The sequence below is a fragment of the Butyrivibrio sp. FC2001 genome (assembly GCF_000424125.1).
GTDB lineage: Bacteria > Bacillota > Clostridia > Lachnospirales > Lachnospiraceae > Butyrivibrio.
The window spans coordinates 1-25,108 of record NZ_AUJH01000014.1 but is presented as its reverse complement, the minus strand read 5'-3'; the positions used below and the strand labels follow the sequence as shown (position 1 = coordinate 25,108).

Sequence of the window (25,108 nt, the reverse complement as noted above, 5' to 3'; positions counted from 1 at the left end):
GAACAGAATTTAACGCAAGCACTTTAACGTATTAAATTGAAAAAGTAGCGAAACAAAAGGAGATGTATTAAACATCTCCTTCAAAAACCGTCGTTGCAGGACCGGTCATGTAGACTACATTTTCTTCCCTGTCCCATTTACATTTTATCTCACCGCCTCTGACGTGAACTGTTATGTTGTCAGAGGTGTGGTCGTTAAGAACGCAGGCTACTACAGTGGCACAGCATCCTGTTCCACAGGCAAGAGTCTCTCCTGTTCCGCGCTCCCATACGCGCATATGCACATTTTCCCTGTCATCGATGGTTACAAATTCTGTGTTGATGCCCTTAGGGAAAAATGAGTGGTGTTCAAATCTTGGTCCTATCTTCTCAAGGTCAAGGGCATCAATATCAACGCCCCTGTTCAGGAAAACAACGGCATGTGGATTACCCATGGACACGCAGGTTACGGAATACTCTCTGTCCATAACCTTTATAGGATAATTTATCACCTGCTTTGCAGCCATAGCTCTCTCATCCGGAAGTGAAACCGGAATCTCGGCAGGTGTAAGTATAGGAGCACCCATATTCACTCTTACGCTCGTAACAATATCATCCTCAGTCTTGAGGTCAAGGATTCTCACTCTTCCTCCGCTGACTATGCGAAGCTTTTTCTTATCTGTAAGTCCCTTGTCATAAACGTACTTGGCAACACAGCGAATTCCGTTACCGCACATCTCAGAGTATGAGCCATCTGCGTTGTACATCTCCATTTCGAAATCAGCCAGGTCATCCTCGAATTTATTTATGAAAATAACACCGTCTCCGCCAACGCCGAAATGCCTGTCGCTAAGCAGTCTTACAAGATCGGACTTATCCTCTTTTGCAATTTTTTCCTTGCTGCCATCGACATAAATATAGTCGTTGCCGCAGCCGTGCATTTTTGTAAAGTGCATATATAGATGTCTCCAATCGTCAGTAATATATTGTGATTATACTCGCAGATGTTTTTTCATGTCAAAAAGAAATGTGCAATTTTAAGCACCAAAATTAAAGGACCCCCGGAAATAAATCCGGGGATCCTGACCAAATGATTTTCTCGTTCAGAAAAAAGTTCTGTTTTAATCTGAGGTTCTGATACCTATTACAGAGCCCACATTGTTACCTGACTGGATTGTTCCATGGCATACAACATTGCCATTCTGGTCGTATCCAAAGGTTATCACTGCAATGAAATCATCCTGGGTAAGTGTGCATACACCTGTCTCTTCGTTATAATTTGCCAGCTCATTTTCGCCCCAGTAAATGTTCTCACCGGTCTGCTTTTTGTTGCCGCCCTTATCCTGTACCATTTCAACCGTCATTGTATAACGGCCCTTGGCCTCTTCGAGAGTGGGGAACTTCTTCGCAGTTTCAGGTGCTGCAGGTGCCTCAGCCTCTGTGGTATCCTCCGGCTCTGCGGGTGCTTCCACATCTGCAGGCGCTTCAACATCTTCGGACGCTTCCGCAGACGCAGACTCTTCTGTTTCTTCTATATCCTCTGTGGGTGCCGGAGCTGATCCGTTATCATACCTTACATCTGCAAGCATCTGGGGAATAAGTCTCTTTACAGTCTCAGATGCCAGATAAGGCTGGGTAAATCCAAAGTAATAGTAGTGACGGTCAATTATCGTCATGTAGCAATAGAGGCACATGCTTGAAGGCATATCGTCATCCTTAAAGGAAGACTCACAGATAATACCCTCTGTATCGCCAATTTTTGTTCTCTCTTTTCTTACTACATACTTGGAATTCATGTTGTAATAATTTTCAAAGTTATTGAGAATCTCCTCGTCACTTTTACCGTCATAAATTGAATTGGTCAGCTCCTCCTCATGGATCAGCATGAAAACAGGAATCTTTTCAGTAAAATAGTAGAACAGTGTATCATCGTCCGCATTTTTTATCATCTGAGACGAATCCTTATAGGTTAGATTCCCATAAGTATTCTCACTGTCTAATGCGGGGACATCGATCACGTAGTCCGGATAAGAAATTCTAAAGTCGTTATCCGCAGTCTCAAGTCTGTATGCACGCTCGTAAATATCACTCTGAATAAAATCTATTCTCGGAAGCTGAAGGGTGGTATTAATGCCGCAGTATTTTCCGAAAACTCTTATATTCTTCCCAACTGACTCCTGCACCAGAGACTTGTAATTATCAGTTCCACCATCTCCGCAAAATACTGCCCAGTTTCCTTCATTTGTTTTTACAATAATTGAATTCGTATTAGTGTCATACTTAGTAGCTACGCCTTCAATCCAGATAGCTCTGCCGTTAAGGGACTCATCGGTTCCTGCTGTATATTTGGCATAATCTGCAGCCTTCTCGAAGCCGTCAGTGTACATTGCTTCTTTGTTTTCAGCTGCATTTACCGAAACAGGCAAAATTGAAACACTAAGTAACAAGCTCAAAATGCCTGCAAAAATTTTCTTCCTCATAAGATAACTCCTTCTTCACTGGTTAGGGAAAACTCGCTTCTCTGCTGGTTTTCCGGTTCCTGTGATGCCATTATAGCATTCAAAAAGGCAAAAAAAATGCGTGTTACAAAAATGTCACCGACATTTAAGTATCACGCATAGTTTTTTTATAGTCTTTTAATTTTTATCAGTTCATCCAGAGCACGGAGCTTGCATCTGAGGGCATTCTGAGGTCTCCTCTTGGTGAAACCGCAACTGATCCGACCTTCGGTCCGTCAGGGAGACAGCTCCTCTTAAACTGCTGAGCGAAAAATCTCCTGCAGAAGATATCAAGCCACTTATCGATGGTCTCATTATCATAAACCGGAGAATCATCTCCATCTTTAGTTCCAAAGGAGAGCCTTGCAATGCGGCGAATCTTCTCCTTGGGATATCCCCACCTAAGCATATAGTAGAGGAAGAAATCATGGAGCTCGTAAGGCCCCACAATAGACTCTGTCTCCTGGGATATCTTGCCATCTGTGGGCGGAAGAAGCTCAGGGCTGACAGGGGTATCCAGAACATCCAAAAGCACCTCTTTGGCTCCATCTACGCCAAGTGTATCCGCATAGTACTTTACAAGGTGTCTCACCAGGGTCTTGGGAACTCCGGCATTTACGCCGTACATGGACATGTGATCTCCGTTGTAGGTCGCCCATCCAAGAGCCAGCTCAGACAGATCGCCTGTTCCTATTACCATGCCATTCATCATGTTGGCGATATCCATAAGCACCTGGGTACGTTCTCTGGCCTGACAGTTTTCATAGGTCACATCATGCTTATCGGGATCCTGCCCAATATCCTCAAAGTGCTGCATCACAGACTTTTTGATATTTACTTCCTTAAGTGTTGCCCCAAGAGACTCTGCAAGTCTGCAGGCATTGTTATAGGTCCTGTCAGTTGTTCCAAAGCAGGGCATTGTCACGGCGATTATTCCGCTTCTGTCCAGTTTTAATGCATCAAAGGCTCTCACGACAACAAGAAGTGCCAGCGTGGAATCAAGGCCGCCGGAAACGCCGATTACCGCTGTTTTGCAGTTTGTATGCTCCAGACGCTTTTTAAGTCCCATTGCCTGAATAGAAAGAATCTGCTCACAGCGCTTTGCGCACTCTGCTTCGTTTGAAGGAACAAAGGGCTTTCTCGGGAAAATTCTTGAAAGCTTTGTCTCCTCAATAGAAAGATTCCCAGGTTCAATTTCCATTATTCCACAGTCTGAAGCATTTATTGTATTGAAGGTCGTCATCTTTCTTCGCTCATGACAGATCCTTGCAACATCTATCTCCGCGTAGGTGATACCGTTTTGAAAAAGTGGCTGCTCAGCGAGTACCGTGCCATTTTCCGCTATGATGTTATGTCCTCCAAAAACAATATCCTGAGTGGATTCACCATCCCCTGCTGAAGCATAAATATATCCGCAAACAAGTCTTCCACTTGTCATCTTAACAAGATCCCTGCGATAGGTATCCTTTCCTACAAGGTCATTGGAAGCAGACAGATTAACGATAAGGGTTGCTCCTGACTCAGCAAACGTAGTGCCAGGTGTATCCGGAACCCATAAGTCCTCGCAGAGCTCGCAGCCAACCTTAAGCCCCTTTACAGAGTCCTCTAAGTCAAGCATGATTTTGCCAAACTGCGCCCAGTATACGTCTACTCCATTCTCCGCTTCATCCGAATCGTGTTCATAGCATTCATCATCCTCATAGGAATAGTGACAGGTTATTCCCCTAAGCTTAACCGTGTCATTTTCACCAAAATCTGCTCCACTGGCAAAATATCTCTGCTCGTAGAACTCACCGTGATTGGGAATATTATACTTTGGCACAATGCCTTGTATGACGCCGTCCTGAATTATAACCGCACAGTTATACAGCTTACCTCTATGCTCAATGGGCGAACCCACATAGGTGATCATATCCCTGCCTGCGCTGAAATCTATAATCTTCTGAAGTCCCTTGTATGCTCCCTCAAGCAGCGCATCCTGCAAAAACAGATCATTACAGGTATAGCCTGTCAGACAAAGCTCAGGAAAAACAAGAATCTTAACTCCGTTTTCCTCAGCCTCCTTCATCTGCTCTATTATTCTGTCCGCATTATAGAGCGGATCTGCAACCTTTATTTTCGGTGTTGCCGCAGCAACCTTGATGAAACCATCCTTCATGCAATTCACGTATAATCCACTCATATGTGAAAAAATGATTGGATTACTCCTTTCTCCCGGATTCTCCGGGCTTCTCAAGAATTTTTATTTCAATTCATATCCTTGCCATGTTCCCTTGCAAGGACGTATATTCTCTCACTATCCTCAGTGGGCTCCTCGTGAGTATCAGCATCAATGGCCGTGATAAAGGTCATGCCCGCCTGCTCAACAAACGCCTTCATCTCATCCAGGGTATATCCCCTCTGCAGGTGTGTTTCGATTGACCTCTCGAAAAGCTCCTCAGAAGCATCGGCTGAAGCCTTATCCGTTCCTGCACCTTTTTTCACAAAAAGAGTAAGATCATACTCGTTGATATTAGTATCAACATCGAAGAAATTCTCCCAGATAAAGCTGCAATCCTCTCTGTTCTCCGCTATCGTCACATTGCCGATAACATCCCTGTACTTATGCAGGGTATTAAAATCAAACAGAAAAAGTCCGCCGGGATAAAGATAATTATTTACCTTAGTAAAAGCCTTCCTTATCTGTTCGTCCTCGATAAGATAATTGATACTGTCACAGACACTGACTATAGTGCCCGCGGTACAGAAAAGGTCCAGCTCGCACATATCCTGCTCAAGATACATGATATCCAGCCCCGCTTTTTCCATCTTGTTTCTGGCAATCCCTAGCATATCACCGGAATTATCAATCCCGATCATATCAAAACCAAGCTTTGCCATCTCTTCTGTAAAGCTTCCGGTTCCGCAGCCTAGCTCCACCACAAGATTCTTTTCCTGGAGCAGGAGCTCCTCTGTGTCCTCTACAGAATCTTCAGCATCCTCATATTCAGTTTCAGGCTCCTCTTCCCCTTTTGTGGTGGCAGCACCCTTATTAGCATAAGGAGCAGAAATCCCATATCCCGAAATAAGACGCGATATATACGCCGCCCAGTCGTGATATGGGGTTTCATCCATAAACTCATCATATACTTTTGCAAAATCTGTATAGGCTTCCATAGTCATCTCCAATGAAAATAACTTACTTCACACACATTTTATCAAAAAAAGAGCAGGCTTGCACTTTTAATGTACAAACCCGCTCTCTACAATTTTCATCTATCAGCCTGCGAAACCAAAAATCGCACCAACACCCAAATAGCTGACTAGTCCTACGATTGTACCTGCAAGGGCAATTCCGCATACGACAGCGATAACGCTCTTCTTAAAGTCCATATCAAGGATTGAAGCAGCCAGTGTTCCTGTCCATGCGCCTGTTCCGGGAACCGGGATTCCAACAAACAGAAGGAGTGCCCAATAAACACCTTTTCCGGCCTTCTCCTGAAGCTTCATTCCGCCCTTCTCACCCTTGTTAAGACAAAAGCTGAAGAAACGACCGATAACCGGCTTATCCTTACCCCACTCAAGGATTCTTCTTGCAAAGAAGAAAATGAAGGGCATAGGAATCATATTACCGATTGCGATAATAATATATCCCAAAAGCAAGTTAAAGCCTGTAGCTGTATGTGCAAATCCATGGGCAGCGGGTACAGCGCCTCTGAGTTCAACCATAGGAACCATGGAAAGAATAAATACAAAAATATACTGACCAATAAGTGACGTTTTAAACAAAGTAAGCATAAAAAACAGCCTTTCTTACAATCCGTTCACCGGGCAAATCATCAGATGCTGATGAACATATAAAACATTCCAGTACACGATTGTATCAAAAGGCTGTTAATCCTACAAGTATAATTGTTTTTTCGTATAATAATTTACGTCAAAACTCACTTTTTCAATTGTCCGCTTTACGCAAGATACTCCTTTAAAAATGCGATAAGCTTATCCATTTCCTCATCAGTTCCGATGGTTATCCTGAGGTAATCGGCGATTCTATCCGCGCTCCAGTGTCTCACATAAATACCCTTTTCCTTAAGCGCAAGGAAAAGCTCTTCTCCGGAGACTCTTTCATGATTTGCGAAGATAAAGTTCGCCTTGGAATCAGGGAATGTAAATCCAAGCCCGGAAAGCTCCTTCTTCACACGCTCTCTGGTGGCAACGATTTTTGCACAGGTGTCCTTGAAATACTTATCATCTTCTATTGCAGCAACTCCCAGCTCAAGTGAAGGTCTGTTCATTGTATATGAATTGAAGGAAAACTTCGCATCCTGCATATACTTAATAAGCTTTTTGGAGCCGAAGGCATACCCAATTCTCATTCCTGCCATTGCTCTGGACTTGGAGAAGGTCTGTACCACCAGAACATTTTCATATTTCTCTATGAGAGGAAGCGCACTTTCTCCGCCAAAATCTATATATGCTTCATCTATGATAACCACAGAATTCCTGTTGTGCTGAATTAACTTTTCAAGTTCAGACACAGGCTCAGATATTCCCACAGGGGCATTGGGATTTGCAATTATCACTCCGCCATTTGGCTGATTCTCCTCATAATAGTCCTCAAAATTGATCTTGAAATCATCGTTTAAAGGAATCTTTTTATAAGGCACCTTGTACAGCTCTGCCCATACATCATAGAAGGAATAGGTTATATCCGGGAAAAGCAGGGGCTTATCGGAATTAAAAAAAGTAAGATAAGCCATTGAAAGTACATCGTCTGAACCCACACCTACAAAAATCTGGTCCTTTGGCACATTGTAATAATCTGAAAGTGCATCCACCAGAACGGAAGCCTCCGGATCAGGATAAAGTCTCATATCCTCATATTTGATGTTATCCAAAAGCTTTCTTACTCCCGGTGCCGGCGGATAGGGGCACTCGTTTGTATTTAATTTGATTATGTTTTTATCCTTAGGCTGCTCTCCCGGAACATAGGGAGTTACCTTTCTTACTATTTTTTCCCAGCTCATATCTGCTCTCCGTTAAATAAAGAAATATCTCGTCTTTTATAAATATAAAGAAATATTTCCAAATAATTAAAGGTTGCTTTTTAACACTTTACCATGTTATCACACTAAAGCGTTTTAAAGCAACCCTTTTTTCTGACATCTTAATACACAGCCTGTACATCGGTTATTTCATCATTCTCTATCCTGTAGCTCCATACAGAATGTCCGGGAACTCTGTGCTCCGTAAGATAATAGGTTCCATCTACCTGCGAAACATTGTAAGGAGTTCCTCCTCCCACAAAGTACGTACTGTAGATTTCTTCATAGTCACCGCTCATTAGCCCCTTCAGGTTCCTGGTCCTTATCATGGTAGCCGCGTCCTGATTTCCACTGATATCCGTGGATACAGTTATATAAAAATAGCCACCGTCACGATACAGCGCCACCATGCCTGCCATTTGGTCAGGCACCTCGATCTTTTCCTTAATTTCCAAGGTGTTCTTGTCGCATATGAGAATACCTGAAGGCTTTCCGTCAGCACCTATTCCGGAAACAAAATATATCTCGTCGCCATTTAAATAAAAGGACCTGATATATGTCCCGTCAAGAGGACTTGTCTCCCCGCCTCCGGCTTTCCTGACCTCTGTCAGATACATATCAGTAGAGCCCTCCTCATGCCTGAAGATATACATCTCCCCGGTAGTTGAGCTCCACACATAGAAAGCCTTATCCTCTTCGTCGTACACCGTATAGTGAGGTCTTTTCCCTATATTATTAAAAAGCTGAGTATTAACATAGGCTCCGTCTCTGTTCTCAAAGACCAGAACCCTGTTATTCTCCGTATCATCCACCATAATAACGCTGCCGTCTCCCGCCATGGTGTGGGGCTGCTTGGCAGCCTTTGTCAGAACCTTCCATTCGTTAATGGGCGCGGTCATGTTCTCGTTATAGATGATCTGATCATGGTAGCAGTCCACAATGAACCACATCCCGTCTATCCTGGTCACATAGGTGGGAACACTAAGCGAAAACTCTGTATTAGCTTCGCCGCTTACAGCACCATCAGTAACCTTCTCGGATTCACAGATATATCCGCTATCAGCCTTCCATGCCACTTTTTCTTCCGAAGACTGAATCTGCGCCATAGGCTCTTTATTATCGGCATTTCTGCCGCAGCCTATGGCGCTTATACTCATAATTATTCCTATTAAAATCGCAGTAAATCTACGCATTTTCTACTATGTCAGTACCTTTTACAATATTGTCTGCTGCTGTTCTCCGGAGGGAACCTGCCACTTATTGGCTTCATTTTCATAATCAGCTGCCAGCTCCAGATTGCCTAGCTCGCGATAGCACTCAGCTATCTTGTGAAGCGCCATGTCTCCGCTCCTGTGTACATCAAGAATCGGCGAAGTCTCATAGGCCGCATTGTAATACCACACAATAGCCTCATCAAGATCCCCTTTGTTCCTATAATGATTACCCAGCTCATAGCACATCTCACTGGACGGAATCGTGGTGAGATCCTTAAGGGAATATTTCAGAATCTCATCTGTTTTCCCATCTATAACTGCTATATGCGCAAGCACACAGGCAGCTTCCTTAATCTGGTCCAGATCTCTTCCGGTATCCACAATTGAGCTCTCAAAGAACTCCTTAGCAAGCATGAAATCCTCTTCCGTTCCAACCATGAAAAGCTCTCTGGCATACATGTTGTGGAGACGTTTACTGATATACTCGCCCTCTCTAATGGCACGTCTGAAGGCCGATAAATCTCTCTCGCCATGATCCTCAGTGGGATTGTGCTGAATTTCAACCTCGCTGTTACATACAGTAGAATCAAGCTTTATCATCTCATGGATGGGATCATGCCATACATACTTACGAATTCTTCTGAAAAGCTTAGGCCTGAGTTCACGGTCGAAATTATAAACCGTGTTGTGGCTTAGCTGATTGCAGTAATACATCTGAACCACATCGATATCAAGCTCATCTATATCCTTCTTGAGCTGCTTGAAGCGCTCACGATTTTCCTCATCTATTGTCTCATCCGCATCTGCAGAATAGATAAAATCGCAGGTCGCCTGCTCAAATGAATAGTTTCTGGCATCAGAAAAGCTTCCCGTCCACTCAAACTCAAAAACCTTCGCTCCATAGGACTTGGCAATCTCCATAGTTCTATCGGTTGAGCCTGTGTCGACAATTATCATCTCGTCTACCAGATCCTTTATACAATCAAGACAGGTGCCGAGTTTTTCCTCTTCATTCTTAACGATCATGCATAAGCTTATTGTAATCATAGAGCGCCCCTCACTAAATCTTTGCTAAACTACAATTATCATCCTATCTGCACTATTTTCTCGAAATATCGACAATTATATACTTATATCTTATTGAATATTCCCTTCATCGTCAATAGAAATGCCTGCGGACATCCGCCTCATATGGTTCAGAACCGCGGCCTTTCTCTCGCCTGTGGCTTCGGATACGGTGCATCCACTCTGAATCGCCGGTATGAACTGAAGCTTCACCTGTCCGTCCTTATAAATATTGGCTCTAAGCAGGCCTGTTTCCAGCTCCTTGGAATTAAAGAGGAAGTTGCCCAAACTGTAAACAACAGGAACTCCATTAACATAACCAATCTTCTGTAATATATGAGGATGAGCACCGACGATAAGGTCAGCTCCTGCCTCGACAATCTCTGCTCCCTGCTTTTCCTGCCACCAGTCAATTTCTTCCTTATTTTCGGTTCCCCAGTGGATACATACGATAACGAAAGCTCCTGTAGCCTTCGCCTCTTTAATCCTGCTGACGAGCTTTGTTATATCAAGACATCTGAAAACTCCCGGAGAATTATCCGTAGCTCCCTTAGTATCAGGATTATCAATTCTTTCAATCTCTGTTGCTGAGATAATAGCTATCTTAATGCCATTATCTGCCAGGTAATACACAGGATGGGATGCCTCCTCAATATTAGCTCCCGCTCCTATCCTTGCAACTCCTACGCTGTCTATTGCTGAGAGCGTATCCAAAAGTGCTGTCTGTCCATAGTCATACGCATGATTGTTGGCAAGTGTAGCAACGTCAACTCCCATCTGATTAAGAAGCTCTGCGGAGGAAGGATCAGCCCTGAAAGTAAAGGTCTTTCCTTCAGTAGGGCTTCCGCCATATGAATAGGGGAATTCATTATTTACCACCATGATATCCGCGCTTCGCATATATGAAAGGAGACTTCCGCCTATAACCCCATCAATTCCACCGCCGTTCTGGCGAATCCTGTTCATGATCGCATAATTAGGATCAAAGAGAATATCTCCCGCAAAGGCCATCGATACATAATCCTGATTAGCAGGAGTTAATGCGTGCTCCCAATTGGCATCAGTGATCTCTACCTCTACTTTATCCTGATTCTGGTCCGAAGCTCCTGCTTCCTGTCCCTCTGCCTGTTCCTGATCTGATATTCCCTGTCCGTTTTCACCATTCTGCTTATCAGCAAGAGTCAGGTCTGTGTTTTCACCATCATTGGCAGCTTCTATGTCATTATTATCCAGCTTCGTAGCTCCCGGAAGTCTTGAATCGCCTTTAACTTCCGCTATATCGGATGATTTCTCCTCTTCACCACCGATCTTCTCAGCCAAAGGAACCCTCAAATCCGCTTGTATTTCCGTTACATCATCAGCAGCCTCAATCCGGGATGTCGACTTTGCCGCCATTGTAAATAAAACCACAGCCCCCACTGTAATAGTCAGTAAAAATGCGCATACTGAAGCTACCACCGCAGTGTTTACCCCGGAAAAGAAGCCCCCTTTTTCATTTATCTCATCATCATACAAATCTTTTTTCATAATATACCACAGGAACAACTATATCCCTGCAAACTCCCACTCTTAGAATACCACATATTGTTAAAAACGTAAAAAAATGGCTACTGCACATAGTGCAATAGCCATTTAAAGCTCACATTATATTGATATTCTCAATCGTAAATCAATACTTGTTAGCAACAACCTTGACACCAGGTCCCATTGTTGTAGCAAGTGATACACTCTTAAGGTACTGACCCTTAACAGTTGCAGGCTTAGCCTTTACGATAGCATCCATTAGAGCTGTGAAGTTCTGCTCGAGCTGCTCCTCTGAGAAAGATGCCTTTCCGATAGGGCAGTGGATGATGTTAGCCTTGTCAAGACGGTACTCAATCTTACCAGCCTTGATATCGTTGATAGCCTTAGTAACGTCCATTGTTACTGTACCAGCCTTCGGGTTAGGCATAAGACCCTTAGGTCCGAGAACCTTACCAAGACGTCCTACAACACCCATCATATCAGGTGTAGCAACTACAACGTCAAAGTCAAGCCAACCTTCGTTCTGAATCTTGGGAATGAGCTCCTCGCCACCTACGTGGTCAGCTCCGGCAGCCTGTGCCTCGTCAAGCTTTGTTCCCTTTGCAAATACAAGAACCTTTACGCTCTTACCTGTTCCGTGCGGAAGAACAACCGCACCACGGATCTGCTGATCCGCATGACGACCGTCGCAGCTTGTACGAATGTGTACTTCAACAGTCTCATCAAATTTTGCAGTAGCAGACTTCTTTACTAAAGAGATTGCTTCTGCAGCTTCATACTGCTGTGCTCTGTCGATGAGCTTAGCAGCTTCAACATACTTCTTTCCGTGTTTCATCTCTTAGTCCTCCATCAGTCTTCTACTACAACACCCATGCTGCGTGCAGTACCAGCGATCATGCTCATAGCACCTTCGATGTCAACTGCATTCAGGTCAGGCATCTTTGTCTCTGCGATCTCGCGGATCTTATCCTTAGAAATTGTTGCAACCTTGTTCTTGTTCGGAACACCAGAAGCCTTCTGGATGTTGCATGCCTTCTTAATAAGAACTGCTGCAGGCGGAGTCTTTGTGATGAATGTGAAACTTCTGTCTGCATAAACTGTGATGACAACAGGAATGATGACATCACCCTTGTCAGCTGTCTTAGCGTTGAACTGCTTTGTAAATTCAACGATGTTTACACCATGCTGACCAAGTGCCGGTCCAACCGGGGGTGCTGGTGTTGCTTTACCAGCCTGGATCTGTAACTTAATGTATCCTTCGACTTTCTTTGCCATAATGGCACCTCCTAGAAATAATGTGGTCAGGCGCATTCCGAGTGTATAAATCACTCATCTGCCCAGACAAGGCAAATGTTATACACAAATGCTCCCACTCCAGTTCCCATGAATTGAAATATCTTAATTTCAACCCATCTATATATAGTAGATAAATCTACGATATACCAATCTTTAGCTTGTTACCTTACGAACTTCTGTGAATCCAATCTCAACAGGTGTCTCTCTACCAAACAGATTAACATTGATAGTAGCACTCTGCTTACCGAAGTCCATACGCTGAACGATACCAACTGTACCATTCCAAACGCCGGCAACAACTGCAATCTCGTCGCCTACACCGAAATCAACAGACATGTTCTCAGTCTTGATTCCAAGAGGCTTAATCTCAGCATCTGACAGCGGTACCGGCTTACTTCCCGGTCCTACAAATCCTGTAACACCTCTGGTGTTGCGGACAACATACCATGTCTCATCGTTCATATCCATATTTACAAGGACATAACCGGGAAACATCTTGCGGCTGACAGTCTTACGCGCACCATTCTTCATTTCTACAACGTCCTGAAGCGGTACACGAACCTCAAAAATCTGGTTCTCCAGATGACGATTCTCAATCGTCTTCTCAAGGTTGGCCTTAACCTTCATCTCATAGCCTGAATATGTATGTACAACATACCAGTGAGCGTTCTGGTGAGCAGGAGCCTCTGAAGATTCAACAGTTGCATCAATAGACTCGCTAACAGCGCTGTCTTCATTAACAGCTTCTGCAGCCTGTGCATTCTCCTCTTCAGCAGAGCCCAAAGTCAGATCGAGTTCATTTTCATTCTGCATCTCTTCTGCCATAATACTCCTTTATCAAATCTTGGTTATAAAGTTAATAAGATAACCAAAAGCATAGTCAAACACAGCTATAAGAGCACCAATAATAACGGAAATGATAACAACAGCAGTGGTCTGCTTTGTAATATCTTCTCTGGTAGGCCACATAATCTTATTAAACTCAGCCTTTACACCTTTAATAAAGGAAGATACTTTGCTCTCCTGTGCATTTTTAGTAGCAGTATTTTCGCTCATATCACCTAAACTCCCTTCAACTCATGGACTTTTCCATGTTACAGTGGAATTACTTTGTCTCCTTGTGAGGTGTGTGCTTCTTGCAGAAAGGACAGTACTTCTTAATTTCAATTCTGTCAGGATGAGTCTTCTTATCCTTTGTTGTGTCATAGTTACGGTTTTTGCACTCTGTGCAAGCAAGTGTGATTCTTGTACGCATTGTTCATTCCTCCGTGCGTTGTTCTATCAATTTTACCACCTATTTTAAGGCATAAAAAAAAGACCTAAATTTTCTGTCGCTTGTATAATATAGCATGACTGTCATGCTACGTCAACTGGTTTTTTTCAGAACCTTTTCCAACAGTTTATTATCGGTCACGAATATCTTCTATATTATAGCATACTTTCTTTTTTAATAATATGTTTATACTTATTTAATTGACGCTCTTGCTTACCGGATGATAATGTTATAGTAATAAAACATGTCTTTGTATGCCCTCGTGTCGGTTGCCAAAGGATTGGCAGAAGCACTCGCACGACATCAAGGAAGAAAGGAGGGGCAGCATGGCAGGCATTAGCATTAATGAAGCTTATAACCATTTCGCGTCAACATACGTCGCAAAAGAAAATGCAAATGTAGACAAGCATAAGAAGAGCGAACTGCAGAGTGTCTACAAATCTATTGCAAAGATCAACAAAGAATCCCCTCTTCATGTTTTGAAACAGGATGACTATGCTCAGGCTGAGGCCGTGGGTATTAAAGAGCATGCCCGGGCTTTGAAAAGTCAGCTTGAATCTATAAATAATGAAGAAAGTGCTTCTCTTGGTAAAAAGTCAGCAGTCTCATCCGATCCCGAAAAGGTATCAGTAGAATATGTAGGAAAAGGTGATGGCGGAACTTCCGAATTTAATATGGAAGTAAGTCATCTGGCTACCAACCAGATAAACGCTGGTCACTTCCTTGTTCCCGATGAAGAAACTGCTCTTCCTAAAGGAAGCTACGCATTCAATGTTGGAATTAACGGACACGACTACGAGTTCCAGTACAGTATCAGAGAAGGCGACACCAACCACGATATTCAGGCTAAGCTCTCCCGTCTTATTAATAAGGCAGGAATCGGACTCATCGCAGGCATGCAGGAAAGCGCCGATGGAAAGAGCACTCTTATCATAGGTTCCAGCGACACCGGACTTAAGCCCGGACAGAATCTCAGATTCGAAGTCGCAGAATCCAAGACCTCTGAAAACAGTGGCAGCGTATCTTATTTCGGACTTAACCTGATAGCACAGGAACCTACAAATGCCCGTTTTTCATTAAACGGAACAGAGCACAGCTCCTCCTCCAACAGATTTACAGTTGGAAACGAGTTCGAAATAACCCTGAGAGCACCTACTGATGAAGGCTCTCCTGTTACAATCGGTGTTAAAAACGAAAGTGATGCCCTTGTAGAAAATGTAAGATCTCTCGTAAATGGCTACAACACCTTTATCGACAGCGTAAGTAACGTCCAGAGCACAGGTGTAAAGAACACCAAGCTGGTGGGAGAAACAGTTGCAATCGCAGAAAGTCATCTGAAGGGAACAGCCGAATTCGGAATAGCCTTAAAAGAGGATGGCAGAATAGATTATAATGCACAGCTACTAAGAGAAAAATCGGGAGCAGAGCCCCCGAAAGAAATAATTGCACCGCTTAAGGATTTCGCCAAGGCCCTTGTAATTAAAACAGATGAAATATCCGTAGATCCAATGAAATACGTGGAACGACCTGTTTTCAATTACAAAGACCCGCATAGCACCGATAATCCTTCACCATATATCACAAGTGAGTATAGCGGTATGATGTTTAACAATTACTGCTGACCATCTCAAGTGCAGCAGCGATAACCTGGTCCATGTTGTAATACTTGTACTGACCAAGACGTCCTCCAAACAGAACGTCGCCAAATCTATCAGCGAGCTTTTTGTATTCAGCAAAGAGCTCGTTGTTTTTTTCGTCATTCATCGGATAGTAGGGCTCATCTCCCGGCTTCCAGTCTGCAGGATACTCTTTGGTAATGATGGTTCCCTCTCCCTGACCGAACTCAAAGTGCTTGTGCTCGATTATTCTTGTATAAGGAATGTCGCGCTCAGTGTAATTTACTACGGCGTTACCCTGGTAATTATCCACCTCGGGAAGATCCTTTGTCTCGAATCTGAGGGATCTATACTCAAGGTTACCAAGCTTGTAACCGAAGAACTCATCGATCATACCTGTGTAAAGAATCTTATCGAAGATATCACCGGATACAGAAGCAAAGGGCTTTGCAGGAACATCGCCATCCATTTTCATAAAGCTCTTGAAATCAGTCTCGGTTTTAACAGTGATACTGCCGCTTAAGTTATTTTCAGAAGCGTTATCAGAAGACTCCTGAAGGAGAAGCTTCTTTATAATAGAAGTGTAACCTCCGATGGGGATTCCCTGGTATCTGTCATTGAAATAGTTATTATCATAGATGAATCTGAAGGGAAGTCTTCTTATTATAAATGCAGGAAGCTCTTTGCAATCCTTCCCCCACTGCTTCTCGGTGTAGCCCTTTACGAGCTTCTCGAAAACATCGCGTCCGGCAAGTGAAAGTCCCTGCTCCTCGAGGTTAGCTGCTTCAAAGCCCTCGCGGATATCCTGTCCGCTGGCTGCTGCCACATCAAGTGCCTCGGCTGCTGCCTCATCTCCATTCGCAGCACGCTCCTTCAGGATGCGCTTAACCTCCTTCTTAGCCTGCTCATCAATGATGGCGCGAGCCTCGTCGGGAGTGCGGATTCCCCACAGCTTACTGAATGTGTTCATATTAAAAGGAAGGTTATAGAGCTCATCATGGAAAACAGCCACAGGTGAGTTGATATACTGATTAAACTCCGTGAATCTGTTTATATACTCCCAAACCTTCTTATCAGATGTATGAAAAATGTGAGCGCCATACATGTGAACATTGATACCCATGCGATTCTCTGTGTAAATGTTTCCACCTACATGCGCTCTCTTGTCTATAACCAGGACATTTTTACCGGTTCTTGCCATCTCATGTGCAAAAACGCAGCCAAATAATCCTGCCCCAACTACCAAATAATCGTACTTCATACTTTCCTCCGTAATCTTTTACTGTATGAAATTGTACCATAAAAATACCCGGAAAGCATATATCGCCTTCCGGGTTACATATTTCTACATATTATAATAGAAAATCTTATGCCTGATATTTCTCAAGAGCTGTCATATCGCTCATATAGTCAAGCACCTTCTTGCGTCCAACCTTGTTGAGCTTAACATACTGCTGCATAACGCGGTTCTCAACAATCTTGTTGCCAAGGTCTGTACCCTTCTCAAGAGTACTGAAATCAACAGGGTTCAAATTGAGCTTGTCGCACATGCGGATTACTGTACCGTATGCCATACCCTCAATACCTCTGTCTAATGCTGTTACCAGTGTGCTATATGGAATCGACATGTCTATTGCGAACTGTCGTACACTCTTGTATTGCGCTAAGATCTCTCGCTTAAGTATTTCAGCCTTCGTCATATCTTTACCTCCTATCTATTCCTATTATATTTCTCATTCAGACCGAAATCCTGACAAATACATCCCTGTATAAAAACTCCAATCCGAACATTCAAAAGGACACTAAATGTTATTGCGTCATTTTGTAGCAGTTTCAAGTATACCTTATGAACGGTTTTTCGTCACTTATTTTTTTCTTAAATTTTATAATAAAATTCAATAAATTTATCAGCGTTTTTTGGACATAATGACAAAAAGTGCATGAAATCTGAACTTTTTGTGTCCTGTTCAGAACTCATACACTCTTTTTCGTTTCTTAAATATTTACTCATTCGACAATAAAACAGAAAAATATTTAGAATAATTAGTAAATTTCAAAATATTTAACGGAATTACATACAACTTTTCGAAAATAATCTGAATTATTTTTGCGTTTTTTCGTTCCACAAAGTTATCACGTTTCCGTACCTGTATTGATAATTTGCCCATCATATCTAAGATATGTTCTCAGTTTCCGAAGAAGCATTTCCGGGCTCTCTGCGCCTTCAGACATATCCCCTACAAGAATATAGTCAAAGCTGTGCTCAGGCCAGGGAAACGTCACAAGCTCAGGATCTCCGGAGATCATGTCATCCGCCATGAACTTGGAAAGTCCTGCAAATACGTCCGCATTTGTAATTCCTGCAGTGAAGCTGTCCGGCATCTGATATTTTATGGCAGATAAGGTATTTCCCATGCCTGCTGAAATATCAAGGATTCTGAGCACCCTGTTATAGAGCCTTAGTTTCTTGTCTGATTTTGCCACATCCCGCTCTGCGATGGCGCTCATCAGAGCCGTGATCTTCTCATCCTCCGGAAGGGTGTAATTCCAGATATCAAAGCCCCACTTCTCTTTGAATTTGTCGCGTCCGGCTTCCATTGCATCCTTTTTATCCGCAAAGCCGCTGCCACCGTGATGATATATGAAGGCATTGTGACAAAGGATCTGCCGCCAGCCCGCAAGGCAAAGACGGATTCCTAAGTCATCATCCTCAAAATACCCGGGAGAGAAGCGCTCGTCAAAAAGAATGAGTTTTTCATTATTGCCGCTCTGTTCTTCATCAGTATTCTTTAGAAGCAACCCATTTATGGCTTCGCGCCTTAAAAGCATGGCAAAACCTGTGAGTCTGCACCTTACTTCAATGGGATTCCACATAGGAACATTGTGATCCTTGGCGTAGCTTTTGGCAGTTTCAAGCGCTGTGTCAAGACTTATGGTTCTCCACCAGCGGTGCTCCTCAGTATGCTTCTTCTCTGGGGGAGCCTCAAAATCTCCTGTAATAGTCATATCGCTTGAAGCACTCTTGTCTATTTTGGGTGTTTTCTCTGACTCTTCCTGCTTGTCCGATGTTTTTATAATATTGGCTGAAAGATTAGATAACGGGCGTGACTCCTCCATTGGCGCTTTTTTCAGATAAGGCTCCACAGACTCCATGGACACCTCCTGGGAAGGCGCACAGTTAGTCACAGCACCTGCTGCCCCGTTCCGTTTGTCAGAATATAGCCCCATTCTCATCCAGAACAGCGCATTTGGCATAAGTATTGCATCGTTATTCAGGAAAAATACGTCATTTTCAGGATTCGCTGCGGTGAGACCGATGTTACAGCCCACAGGAAAGCCCTCATTTTTTTCGTTCTCTATAAGCTTAATATGGCTGTCACCTTCTGCCTGCTCCCTTAAGAATCTCAAAACGCCCTCATCAGTTGAGGCATTGTCCACAACAATAACCTCATAGCTGTCTGTCTGAAGATATCTTCTGATAGCATGCAGACACTCCCTGCAAAGCTCCATATCGTTGTAGGACACCACGACTATCGATGTTCCGCGGACACTTACTCTGTCCCTGACATCCTCAATCGCTTCACGGATTATCTTCTCATCCTCAGGCTCATCACAGTAGTGAAGGGCATTTTCAAAGCATAAAAAAGCCTGGTCTGCATTACGGTATCGGTAATACAAACCAAGCATAAAATACAATTCATAGTTATCATAGTGCGCACGAAACCCCTCGATCAGAACAGCATACTCATCCACACTGCTTCCCTGCTGTTCGAACTCTCCTGCACGTAAAATGAAAGATTCCGCAGATTCACGTTGTTCCTTGATAGTATGAACTTTCATATTTTCCCCCTAGAGCTTTATCATCAGCTATAGGAAATATTATAACTCAACTTGCTTCCTTGCTTCAATCTTGTTATCACCCTTCTGTCAGTCCGGGTGACTTCACTTCCCTGTGAGGTCCAAGTGTTTTATTGAAGTAGTGACATTACTCCGTTTGTAGTCTGATTAGCCTGAGCCAGCATCGATTGTCCGGCCTGCGCCAGAATGTTTTGTGTCGAGAGCCTTACCATCGCCTCTGCCATGTCCGTGTCCCTTATTCTGGACTCTGCGGAGGTCGTATTCTCTACGACATTATCAATATTTCTGACTGTATGCTCTAATCTGTTCTGATACGCTCCAAAGAGCGATCGTTGTCCTACCACAATTCTGGCGGCTTCATCTATAATGCCCATGGCATCCAGCGAAGTTTTGGTAGTTAAAACATTCATGTCAGATATGCCTATGGTCTTATTTGATAAGCATGCATAGTCGAAAAGGAGTTTTACATCCATATCGGCGTCAGGAGCGGAATGTATATCCCGGTGTTTATCCTGTAAACCGACCACTTCATAATAATTCTCATCAACACTTCTGTAAGGGGCATTATAAAATCCCGATGTAGTATATGTTACCCAGTTATTACTTCCTGTACCACTAGTTTGGCTATCTGTATTTCCTCCGGAACTACTAGCATATAAATCCGCAGAAGTGATATTTCTTAGCTTGCTTAAAAAAGAATCTACAGAATCACTTTCCTTCCCCGTCATAGTCAGCGAAAAACTTCCATAGCTTTTTCCATTTCCCACCAGATCATAGTTAAGTGTAATCGAAACACTTTCATCACCAGCTCCGTTATGATTATCAAGAAGTCCTCCAAGTTCAGGATTGTTGACATTTCCTTTCAGAAGGTCCGCTATGCTTTTGGCAGTAAAAGAAGAAAGGGACTGACTCACACTACTTGAAATCGGGGTGTACTTGTAAAAATATCCATCTTTAAATTCCGCGTATTTCCCCCACCATCCATCATTACTAAAATATGCATCCGGTGTGGAGTGATAAGACTTTCTTCCAGCTGTTTCGTCGTCACTGGAAACCCTGTCCGCACTATTATAATCTCTAATACTTTTAGACATCGTCACACTTGTTGGCTGTGTAGTTACTGTGGTGGTAGGTAATGGATTAGGCACCGGCTGAGTGGAGTCAAGTCTGTCGACAAATGTAAATGAAAATTTCAGCTGATTAGAATCATCAGTTGCTGAACTTCCAATATTTGTCATGGAAGCAAAAGATGCAAAGCTGGTATCCGCATATCCATTAAGATTTATATTTGAATACTCTATGCCCTCTGTGGATATTTGAAAGCTCGGATACACTTCGTTTGTTCCATCAACCTGTGCACTCGAATTTTTATGGACTGTTGTATAAAAAGTTCCGTTTGTAACAGTATTCTTTATCTCATCAAACTCGGTATATTTTGTTGTTGAATAACTGATAATGCAGTTAAGACCTTTATATTTTTCCGGATTCTGAGTATAGTGCTTTAGATGATCTGCAAGAACCAGCGTCTGTCCTGCTGTGTCAGGTTCAGGCCAGGGAATAAGGTCCGATTCACAGTTTTCTCCATCTATAGCGGTCCATTTAAACTTAAGTCCCGCAGGAGTACCGGCCGCTTCATCAGCTTCTACACTTTCCAGTTTAAAACCGTTCTGTGGCCATTTTTTCATATTTTCATTAGTTATACTATATGATCCCAGACCAGTTGACATTCTTACAGGGCTAAAAGTCGTCGTTCTTGTCATTTCCTGAGCAATACCTCTGCCCTTACCCCAGATAAGCTTTTCATTAAATGATGTAGTCTGGAAAATTCTCTCGGTCTCATTTTTTAATTGCTGAATCTCATTATCAATGGCTCTTCTGTCGGAATCGGAATTTGTTCCGTTGGCAGACTGAATTGACAGAACCTTCATTCTGTTTAGCATATCGCACACTTCACTTAGCGCACCATCTGCCACCTGACAAAACGAGATTCCGTCTCCTACGTTATCGCTGCCTCTATCCAGACCACGTATCTGCTTACGCATTTTTTCGGAAATGGAAAGTCCTGCTGCATCATCCGCTGCCCTATTGACCTGATATCCGGATGATAGCTGCTCAGCCACTTTACTTCTTTGTGAATTTGTAATGCCAAGCACTCTATTACTGTTCATAGACTGCATGTTATGTTGTATACGCATAAAAATTCCTTCCGCTGATAACCATATTCCTGTATAAAATATATCGGAAGGATTTCAAAAATCTTTATCCAAAGCGGGAACGCTATCTCCTATGCCTGTAATATCACTATAATGTTATAGTTTTTTTATTCTTTTATAATAGTTTAAGGGACCTTGTAACCTTATAATATAATTAACCGTAAATTTCTTAACCAAATCAAGTATTGGGCGGGGAGATATTTTTATGGAAAGAATATTTGTGACAAGGTCTTCAATGCCATCCTATGAAGAATATATAGAAGCAATCAAGCCATTGTGGGATTCACACTGGCTCACCAACATGGGCCAATACCACAAAGAACTGGAAAAACAGCTCCAGGAATATCTTGACGTGCCTTACGTATCACTGATGGTAAATGGACATATGTCACTAGAGCTCACATTACAGTCATTTGGCTTTCCTGCAGGGTCTGAAGTAATAACTACTCCGTATACTTTTATTTCAACCACCCATGCAATAGTAAGAAATAAGCTTAATCCCGTATTTTGCGATGTCAAACCGGAAGATGGAACAATTGACGAAAGTAAAATCGAAGATCTAATCACAGAAAACACCGTTGCAATCATGCCCGTTCACGTCTACGGAAATATCTGCAACGATGAAGAAATTGAAAGAATTGCTCACAAATATAACCTAAAGGTTATCTACGATGCATGTCACGCTTTTGGTGAAAATATGATAATCACCGACACCAATGGAAACAAGACATATCGTGGTATCGGCAACCTCGGACACGCATCGGTATTCAGTTTTCATGCAACGAAAGTGTTTAATACAGTTGAAGGCGGATGCTCAGTTTTCAGCAATTCTGAATTATATGAAAAGCTCTATAACCTTAAGAACTTCGGAATCCGCGGCGAAGAGCTTGTGGTTGAAGTCGGCGCCAATGCCAAGATGAACGAATTATGTGCCATCATGGGAATTTGCAATTTAAAGCATATAGGAACCGCAATAAAAGCCCGCGAAAAATGCCATGACAGATACACAGACGTACTTATTCGCGTACCCAAGATAAGGCTGCTCACCCCAAGAGAAGACGTGACCAGGAACTACGCTTATTATCCCATTATCATTGGTGATGGATACAAATGCACCCGAGACGAGTTATACATTAAGATGAGGGAACATGAAATTTATCCCAGAAAATATTTCTATCCCATCACATCCGATCAGGCATGTTTCAAGAACAAGTACAAAAACTGCGCTCTTGATTGTGCACGTGATATGGCAGACCACGTACTGATGCTTCCTATATTTGAGGATCTCTCTCCGGAAGATCAGGATAGGATTATTGATATCGTTCTTAATCCTCAGAAATACTGATACTCTGTTTGGGTAATCGATTTTCTTGAGGGTTTCCCAAAGTTAATGAGGGTCAGTCGTGAGGGGCTGGCCCTTTTTTTAGTGGAGTTCGTGAGGGTTATTCGTGAGGGTCGTTCGTGAGGGTCATTCATGAGGGGCAAACTTGAGGGTCTGGAGTTATGATTCCAGACCCTCTAATAAGTTACAGTAAAATAGGATAATCAATTCCATGTTCATCAAGGATTGCCTGCAGCTCCAGGATGTAGTTGTATTGCTTTTCTATCTCTATCCAGTTGCCATGGCAAAGTGAGTCTGCTTCTTCTATCTCCTGAAGCATTATCTGATAATCCTCCCATTTGATACATTTATGGTCTTTACTGAAAGCACAATAATCAAGCATTTGTTAGTCCTCCTAAAATTCATCTTCTTCAAAGTAAACGACAGGGTTATAATCCGATACTCCGTTAAGTATAGGAGCGGATCTGGTTGAATACAGAAACCTATTGCGGAAGTGTTCAAAGTTTCTGAAGCCTCTGCCCATGCGTTTCAGATCCTTTATTTTCCTGTTTATTGATTCAATAGGACCGTTGGAAAGCCTGCTGTCATAGATTTTTCCATTTCCCATTTTTTCAACCATTATGAAAGAATTGATTATGGGATCTTCAAATTTTTCAAGAAGTGAGGCAAAATCGCGGAATATATCATGCCGGGAACTTCTGTATTCCTTTATCAGCACAGCTATTTCCAGTCTTGCTGAATGAGGATTGCCGCTGTTGCGTGAATTGAACTGCACATACTTTTCTTTAAGATCCCTGAATTCTTGAAGGTTGGGATCTATTCTGAATAGAGCGTCTTCATAATCAAATGTGTTCATAAGCCTGTGGAAATGTGGATCCATACGAAGATCCTGATGGTAACGGATATTTGATAGATTGGACAGGATTAACCACCGGTACTTCTGCAGAATGTATACCTCGTCAGAGACCGGAAGAGAGACTGGTTCATGACGTTCAATAGAAAGCTTGTCCTGAAGTTCGCGGTCACGCTGACGGTACTTCTTTATCAGCTGACGGATATAATTGTCTATCAGGCGGGTTATCCATTGAATCACATGAAAGGAATCCACAACAGGGATTGCATTGGGGAAATATTTCTCTACATAGGCGATATATGGCTTGTACATGTCAGAGATCAGATACTTTACAGCTAATCGTTCTTCTATCGGAATTGCTGAAAAATAGGGCTCAGTGACATCGTTTCTTCTGCTGCGTAGCAGGTCGATTGGATCTCCAGTATGGAAGTCCTGTATGACCAGGGCATACTTGCAGTGTTCATCCATATCTATGCAGACTTCATCAATGGAGACAGCATCTGTCAGCGGCAGACGGTCAAGCTTCACATATCTGTCGAAGACTTCGTGAGCATGAGAATCTGAAACATGAAATTTTCTGGCAATAGAGACGGATGTTTCCATAAGATCTCTGTAGGCGCTAACAATCAACATATCTGTAGCGTTTGAAGTACGGCGGCGTTTGTTAACGAACTTGAAGTTTTCACTGATGTCATAAAGGCATTCAGGATTTGTACAGCGCCATCTTCTTTGTTTCAGAATAATTACAAGTGAGTAGCTATCCTGAAGAATAGGATGATTGACCTTTCGTTTTTTGACACCTCTTGAATACATCCTGTAGCCACAGTTAGGGCAATAATGAGCTACAGGCTTTGTTTCAATGGTGAGGGTTTTAGTGTGACCTTGAATCTGGGTTCCTGTGATACAGAGGTCGCCATCTTCAAGGTCTAATAAATCTGTGATACTATTCATGTATCCTCCTTCTTTGATGTATTTTCCGCAAAAAGTATCATACGAGAAGGGAGAAAGAAGGATGTAAACGGCAAGTAGAAACCAGCAAATTTTGGCAGTTTATTTCCATCACTTTTTGGCAGTTAACAACCAGCAGATTTTGGCAGTTAAGAACCGCCACTTTTTTATTATTACCCACGGAGTACTCCGTGGGTATACAAAAATCTTAAAACGGTGTATCGCTATCAAGAAACCCCCAAGAATTATCCTCAGATTGCATGTCTGTGCAGTCAGGATCGATACAGGGACCTTCTTCCATCATGGCTTGCCATGATCTAAATGTACTGATATAGTCCAAAGGCCATCCGTCATCATCAAAAACTCCATCTCCGTTCATATATGGGCTGTGTCCCGAATACACCCA

General features: G+C 42.8%; 23 protein-coding genes and 1 pseudogene. 2 read left to right on the top strand and 22 right to left on the bottom strand.

Annotated elements, in window-relative coordinates; all coding sequences use genetic code 11:
* Positions 1–67: 67 nt before the first annotated feature.
* The 14 genes from dapF to rpmG form a co-directional block, all read right to left on the bottom strand.
* The gene (gene dapF, locus G601_RS0108185) at positions 68–934 is read right to left on the bottom strand and encodes a diaminopimelate epimerase (protein ID WP_026491329.1); all 867 of its coding nucleotides are present in this window, start codon (positions 932–934) and stop codon (positions 68–70) included.
* Positions 935–1,099: 165 nt separating this feature from the next.
* Positions 1,100–2,458, bottom strand: a complete 1,359-nt coding sequence (locus G601_RS0108180; protein WP_026665046.1) for a hypothetical protein — start codon at positions 2,456–2,458, stop codon at positions 1,100–1,102.
* Between the two features lie 166 nt (positions 2,459–2,624).
* Positions 2,625–4,634: an NAD(+) synthase gene (locus tag G601_RS0108175; RefSeq protein WP_026665045.1), complete on the bottom strand. Its 2,010-nt coding sequence runs from the start codon at positions 4,632–4,634 to the stop codon at positions 2,625–2,627.
* Between the two features lie 89 nt (positions 4,635–4,723).
* Positions 4,724–5,632 carry a class I SAM-dependent DNA methyltransferase gene (locus tag G601_RS0108170; protein WP_026665044.1) on the bottom strand — a complete coding sequence of 303 codons (909 nt, stop codon included), beginning with the start codon at positions 5,630–5,632 and terminating at the stop codon, positions 4,724–4,726.
* Between the two features lie 102 nt (positions 5,633–5,734).
* Positions 5,735–6,193, bottom strand: coding sequence for a COG2426 family protein (locus tag G601_RS0108165; RefSeq protein ID WP_051200761.1), 459 nt, complete (start codon positions 6,191–6,193; stop codon positions 5,735–5,737).
* A gap of 227 nt (positions 6,194–6,420) precedes the next feature.
* Positions 6,421–7,482 (bottom strand): histidinol-phosphate transaminase, encoded by a 1,062-nt coding sequence (gene hisC / locus G601_RS0108160; RefSeq protein WP_026665043.1) that lies wholly within the window; start codon positions 7,480–7,482, stop codon positions 6,421–6,423.
* A 140-nt stretch (positions 7,483–7,622) separates the two neighbouring features.
* Positions 7,623–8,693, bottom strand: coding sequence for a hypothetical protein (locus G601_RS22465; protein ID WP_207638032.1), 1,071 nt, complete (start codon positions 8,691–8,693; stop codon positions 7,623–7,625).
* A gap of 21 nt (positions 8,694–8,714) precedes the next feature.
* Positions 8,715–9,761 carry a glycosyltransferase gene (locus G601_RS0108150; RefSeq protein WP_026491335.1) on the bottom strand — a complete coding sequence of 349 codons (1,047 nt, stop codon included), beginning with the start codon at positions 9,759–9,761 and terminating at the stop codon, positions 8,715–8,717.
* Between the two features lie 90 nt (positions 9,762–9,851).
* A complete protein-coding gene (locus G601_RS22460; RefSeq protein WP_051205677.1) occupies positions 9,852–11,306 on the bottom strand; it encodes a CapA family protein in 1,455 nt (484 codons plus the stop codon).
* 142 nt (positions 11,307–11,448) lie between these two features.
* Positions 11,449–12,138: a 50S ribosomal protein L1 gene (gene rplA / locus G601_RS0108140; protein WP_026491336.1), complete on the bottom strand. Its 690-nt coding sequence runs from the start codon at positions 12,136–12,138 to the stop codon at positions 11,449–11,451.
* A gap of 14 nt (positions 12,139–12,152) precedes the next feature.
* Positions 12,153–12,578 (bottom strand): 50S ribosomal protein L11, encoded by a 426-nt coding sequence (gene rplK, locus G601_RS0108135; RefSeq protein WP_022760831.1) that lies wholly within the window; start codon positions 12,576–12,578, stop codon positions 12,153–12,155.
* Between the two features lie 174 nt (positions 12,579–12,752).
* Positions 12,753–13,310: a transcription termination/antitermination protein NusG gene (nusG, locus tag G601_RS0108130; RefSeq protein WP_255346192.1), complete on the bottom strand. Its 558-nt coding sequence runs from the start codon at positions 13,308–13,310 to the stop codon at positions 12,753–12,755.
* A 126-nt stretch (positions 13,311–13,436) separates the two neighbouring features.
* Positions 13,437–13,655, bottom strand: a complete 219-nt coding sequence (secE, locus tag G601_RS0108125) for a preprotein translocase subunit SecE (protein WP_026491338.1) — start codon at positions 13,653–13,655, stop codon at positions 13,437–13,439.
* Between the two features lie 49 nt (positions 13,656–13,704).
* Positions 13,705–13,854, bottom strand: coding sequence for a 50S ribosomal protein L33 (gene rpmG / locus G601_RS0108120; RefSeq protein WP_026491339.1), 150 nt, complete (start codon positions 13,852–13,854; stop codon positions 13,705–13,707).
* Between the two features lie 344 nt (positions 13,855–14,198).
* On the opposite strand from rpmG, the gene fliD reads away from it, so the two are divergent.
* Positions 14,199–15,494, top strand: a complete 1,296-nt coding sequence (gene fliD, locus G601_RS0108115) for a flagellar filament capping protein FliD (RefSeq protein ID WP_026665041.1) — start codon at positions 14,199–14,201, stop codon at positions 15,492–15,494.
* On the opposite strand, the gene G601_RS0108110 is transcribed toward fliD, so the two are convergent.
* The 5 genes and pseudogenes from G601_RS0108110 to G601_RS27320 all read right to left on the bottom strand — a co-directional run.
* On the bottom strand, positions 15,478–16,749 hold the full coding sequence (locus G601_RS0108110; RefSeq protein WP_026665040.1) for a UDP-galactopyranose/dTDP-fucopyranose mutase family protein: 1,272 nt from the start codon (positions 16,747–16,749) through the stop codon (positions 15,478–15,480). The two genes, fliD and G601_RS0108110, sit on opposite strands and share 17 nt — an antisense overlap.
* Before the next feature lie 106 nt (positions 16,750–16,855).
* Positions 16,856–17,188 carry a hypothetical protein gene (locus tag G601_RS0108105; RefSeq protein WP_022760825.1) on the bottom strand — a complete coding sequence of 111 codons (333 nt, stop codon included), beginning with the start codon at positions 17,186–17,188 and terminating at the stop codon, positions 16,856–16,858.
* 433 nt (positions 17,189–17,621) lie between these two features.
* The gene (locus tag G601_RS0108100) at positions 17,622–19,328 is read right to left on the bottom strand and encodes a glycosyltransferase family 2 protein (protein ID WP_026665039.1); all 1,707 of its coding nucleotides are present in this window, start codon (positions 19,326–19,328) and stop codon (positions 17,622–17,624) included.
* Positions 19,329–19,456: 128 nt separating this feature from the next.
* Positions 19,457–19,756 carry a flagellin gene (locus G601_RS27325; protein WP_442852394.1) on the bottom strand — a complete coding sequence of 100 codons (300 nt, stop codon included), beginning with the start codon at positions 19,754–19,756 and terminating at the stop codon, positions 19,457–19,459.
* 1,398 nt (positions 19,757–21,154) lie between these two features.
* Positions 21,155–21,523, bottom strand: a pseudogene (locus G601_RS27320) (flagellin N-terminal helical domain-containing protein); the annotation flags it as partial.
* Between the two features lie 241 nt (positions 21,524–21,764).
* Here G601_RS27320 and G601_RS0108090 point away from each other — a divergent pair.
* A complete protein-coding gene (locus tag G601_RS0108090) occupies positions 21,765–22,904 on the top strand; it encodes a DegT/DnrJ/EryC1/StrS family aminotransferase (RefSeq protein ID WP_026665037.1) in 1,140 nt (379 codons plus the stop codon).
* Positions 22,905–23,085: 181 nt separating this feature from the next.
* Here G601_RS0108090 and G601_RS0108085 read toward each other — a convergent pair whose 3' ends face one another.
* The 3 genes from G601_RS0108085 to G601_RS22445 form a co-directional block, all read right to left on the bottom strand.
* The gene (locus tag G601_RS0108085) at positions 23,086–23,283 is read right to left on the bottom strand and encodes a mobility-associated LCxxNW protein (RefSeq protein WP_022760460.1); all 198 of its coding nucleotides are present in this window, start codon (positions 23,281–23,283) and stop codon (positions 23,086–23,088) included.
* 12 nt (positions 23,284–23,295) lie between these two features.
* Positions 23,296–24,705 carry an ISL3 family transposase gene (locus G601_RS22450; protein WP_051205676.1) on the bottom strand — a complete coding sequence of 470 codons (1,410 nt, stop codon included), beginning with the start codon at positions 24,703–24,705 and terminating at the stop codon, positions 23,296–23,298.
* Positions 24,706–24,910: 205 nt separating this feature from the next.
* A partial coding sequence (locus G601_RS22445; protein ID WP_035790513.1) for a hypothetical protein occupies positions 24,911–25,108 on the bottom strand: 198 nt, incomplete at its 5' end.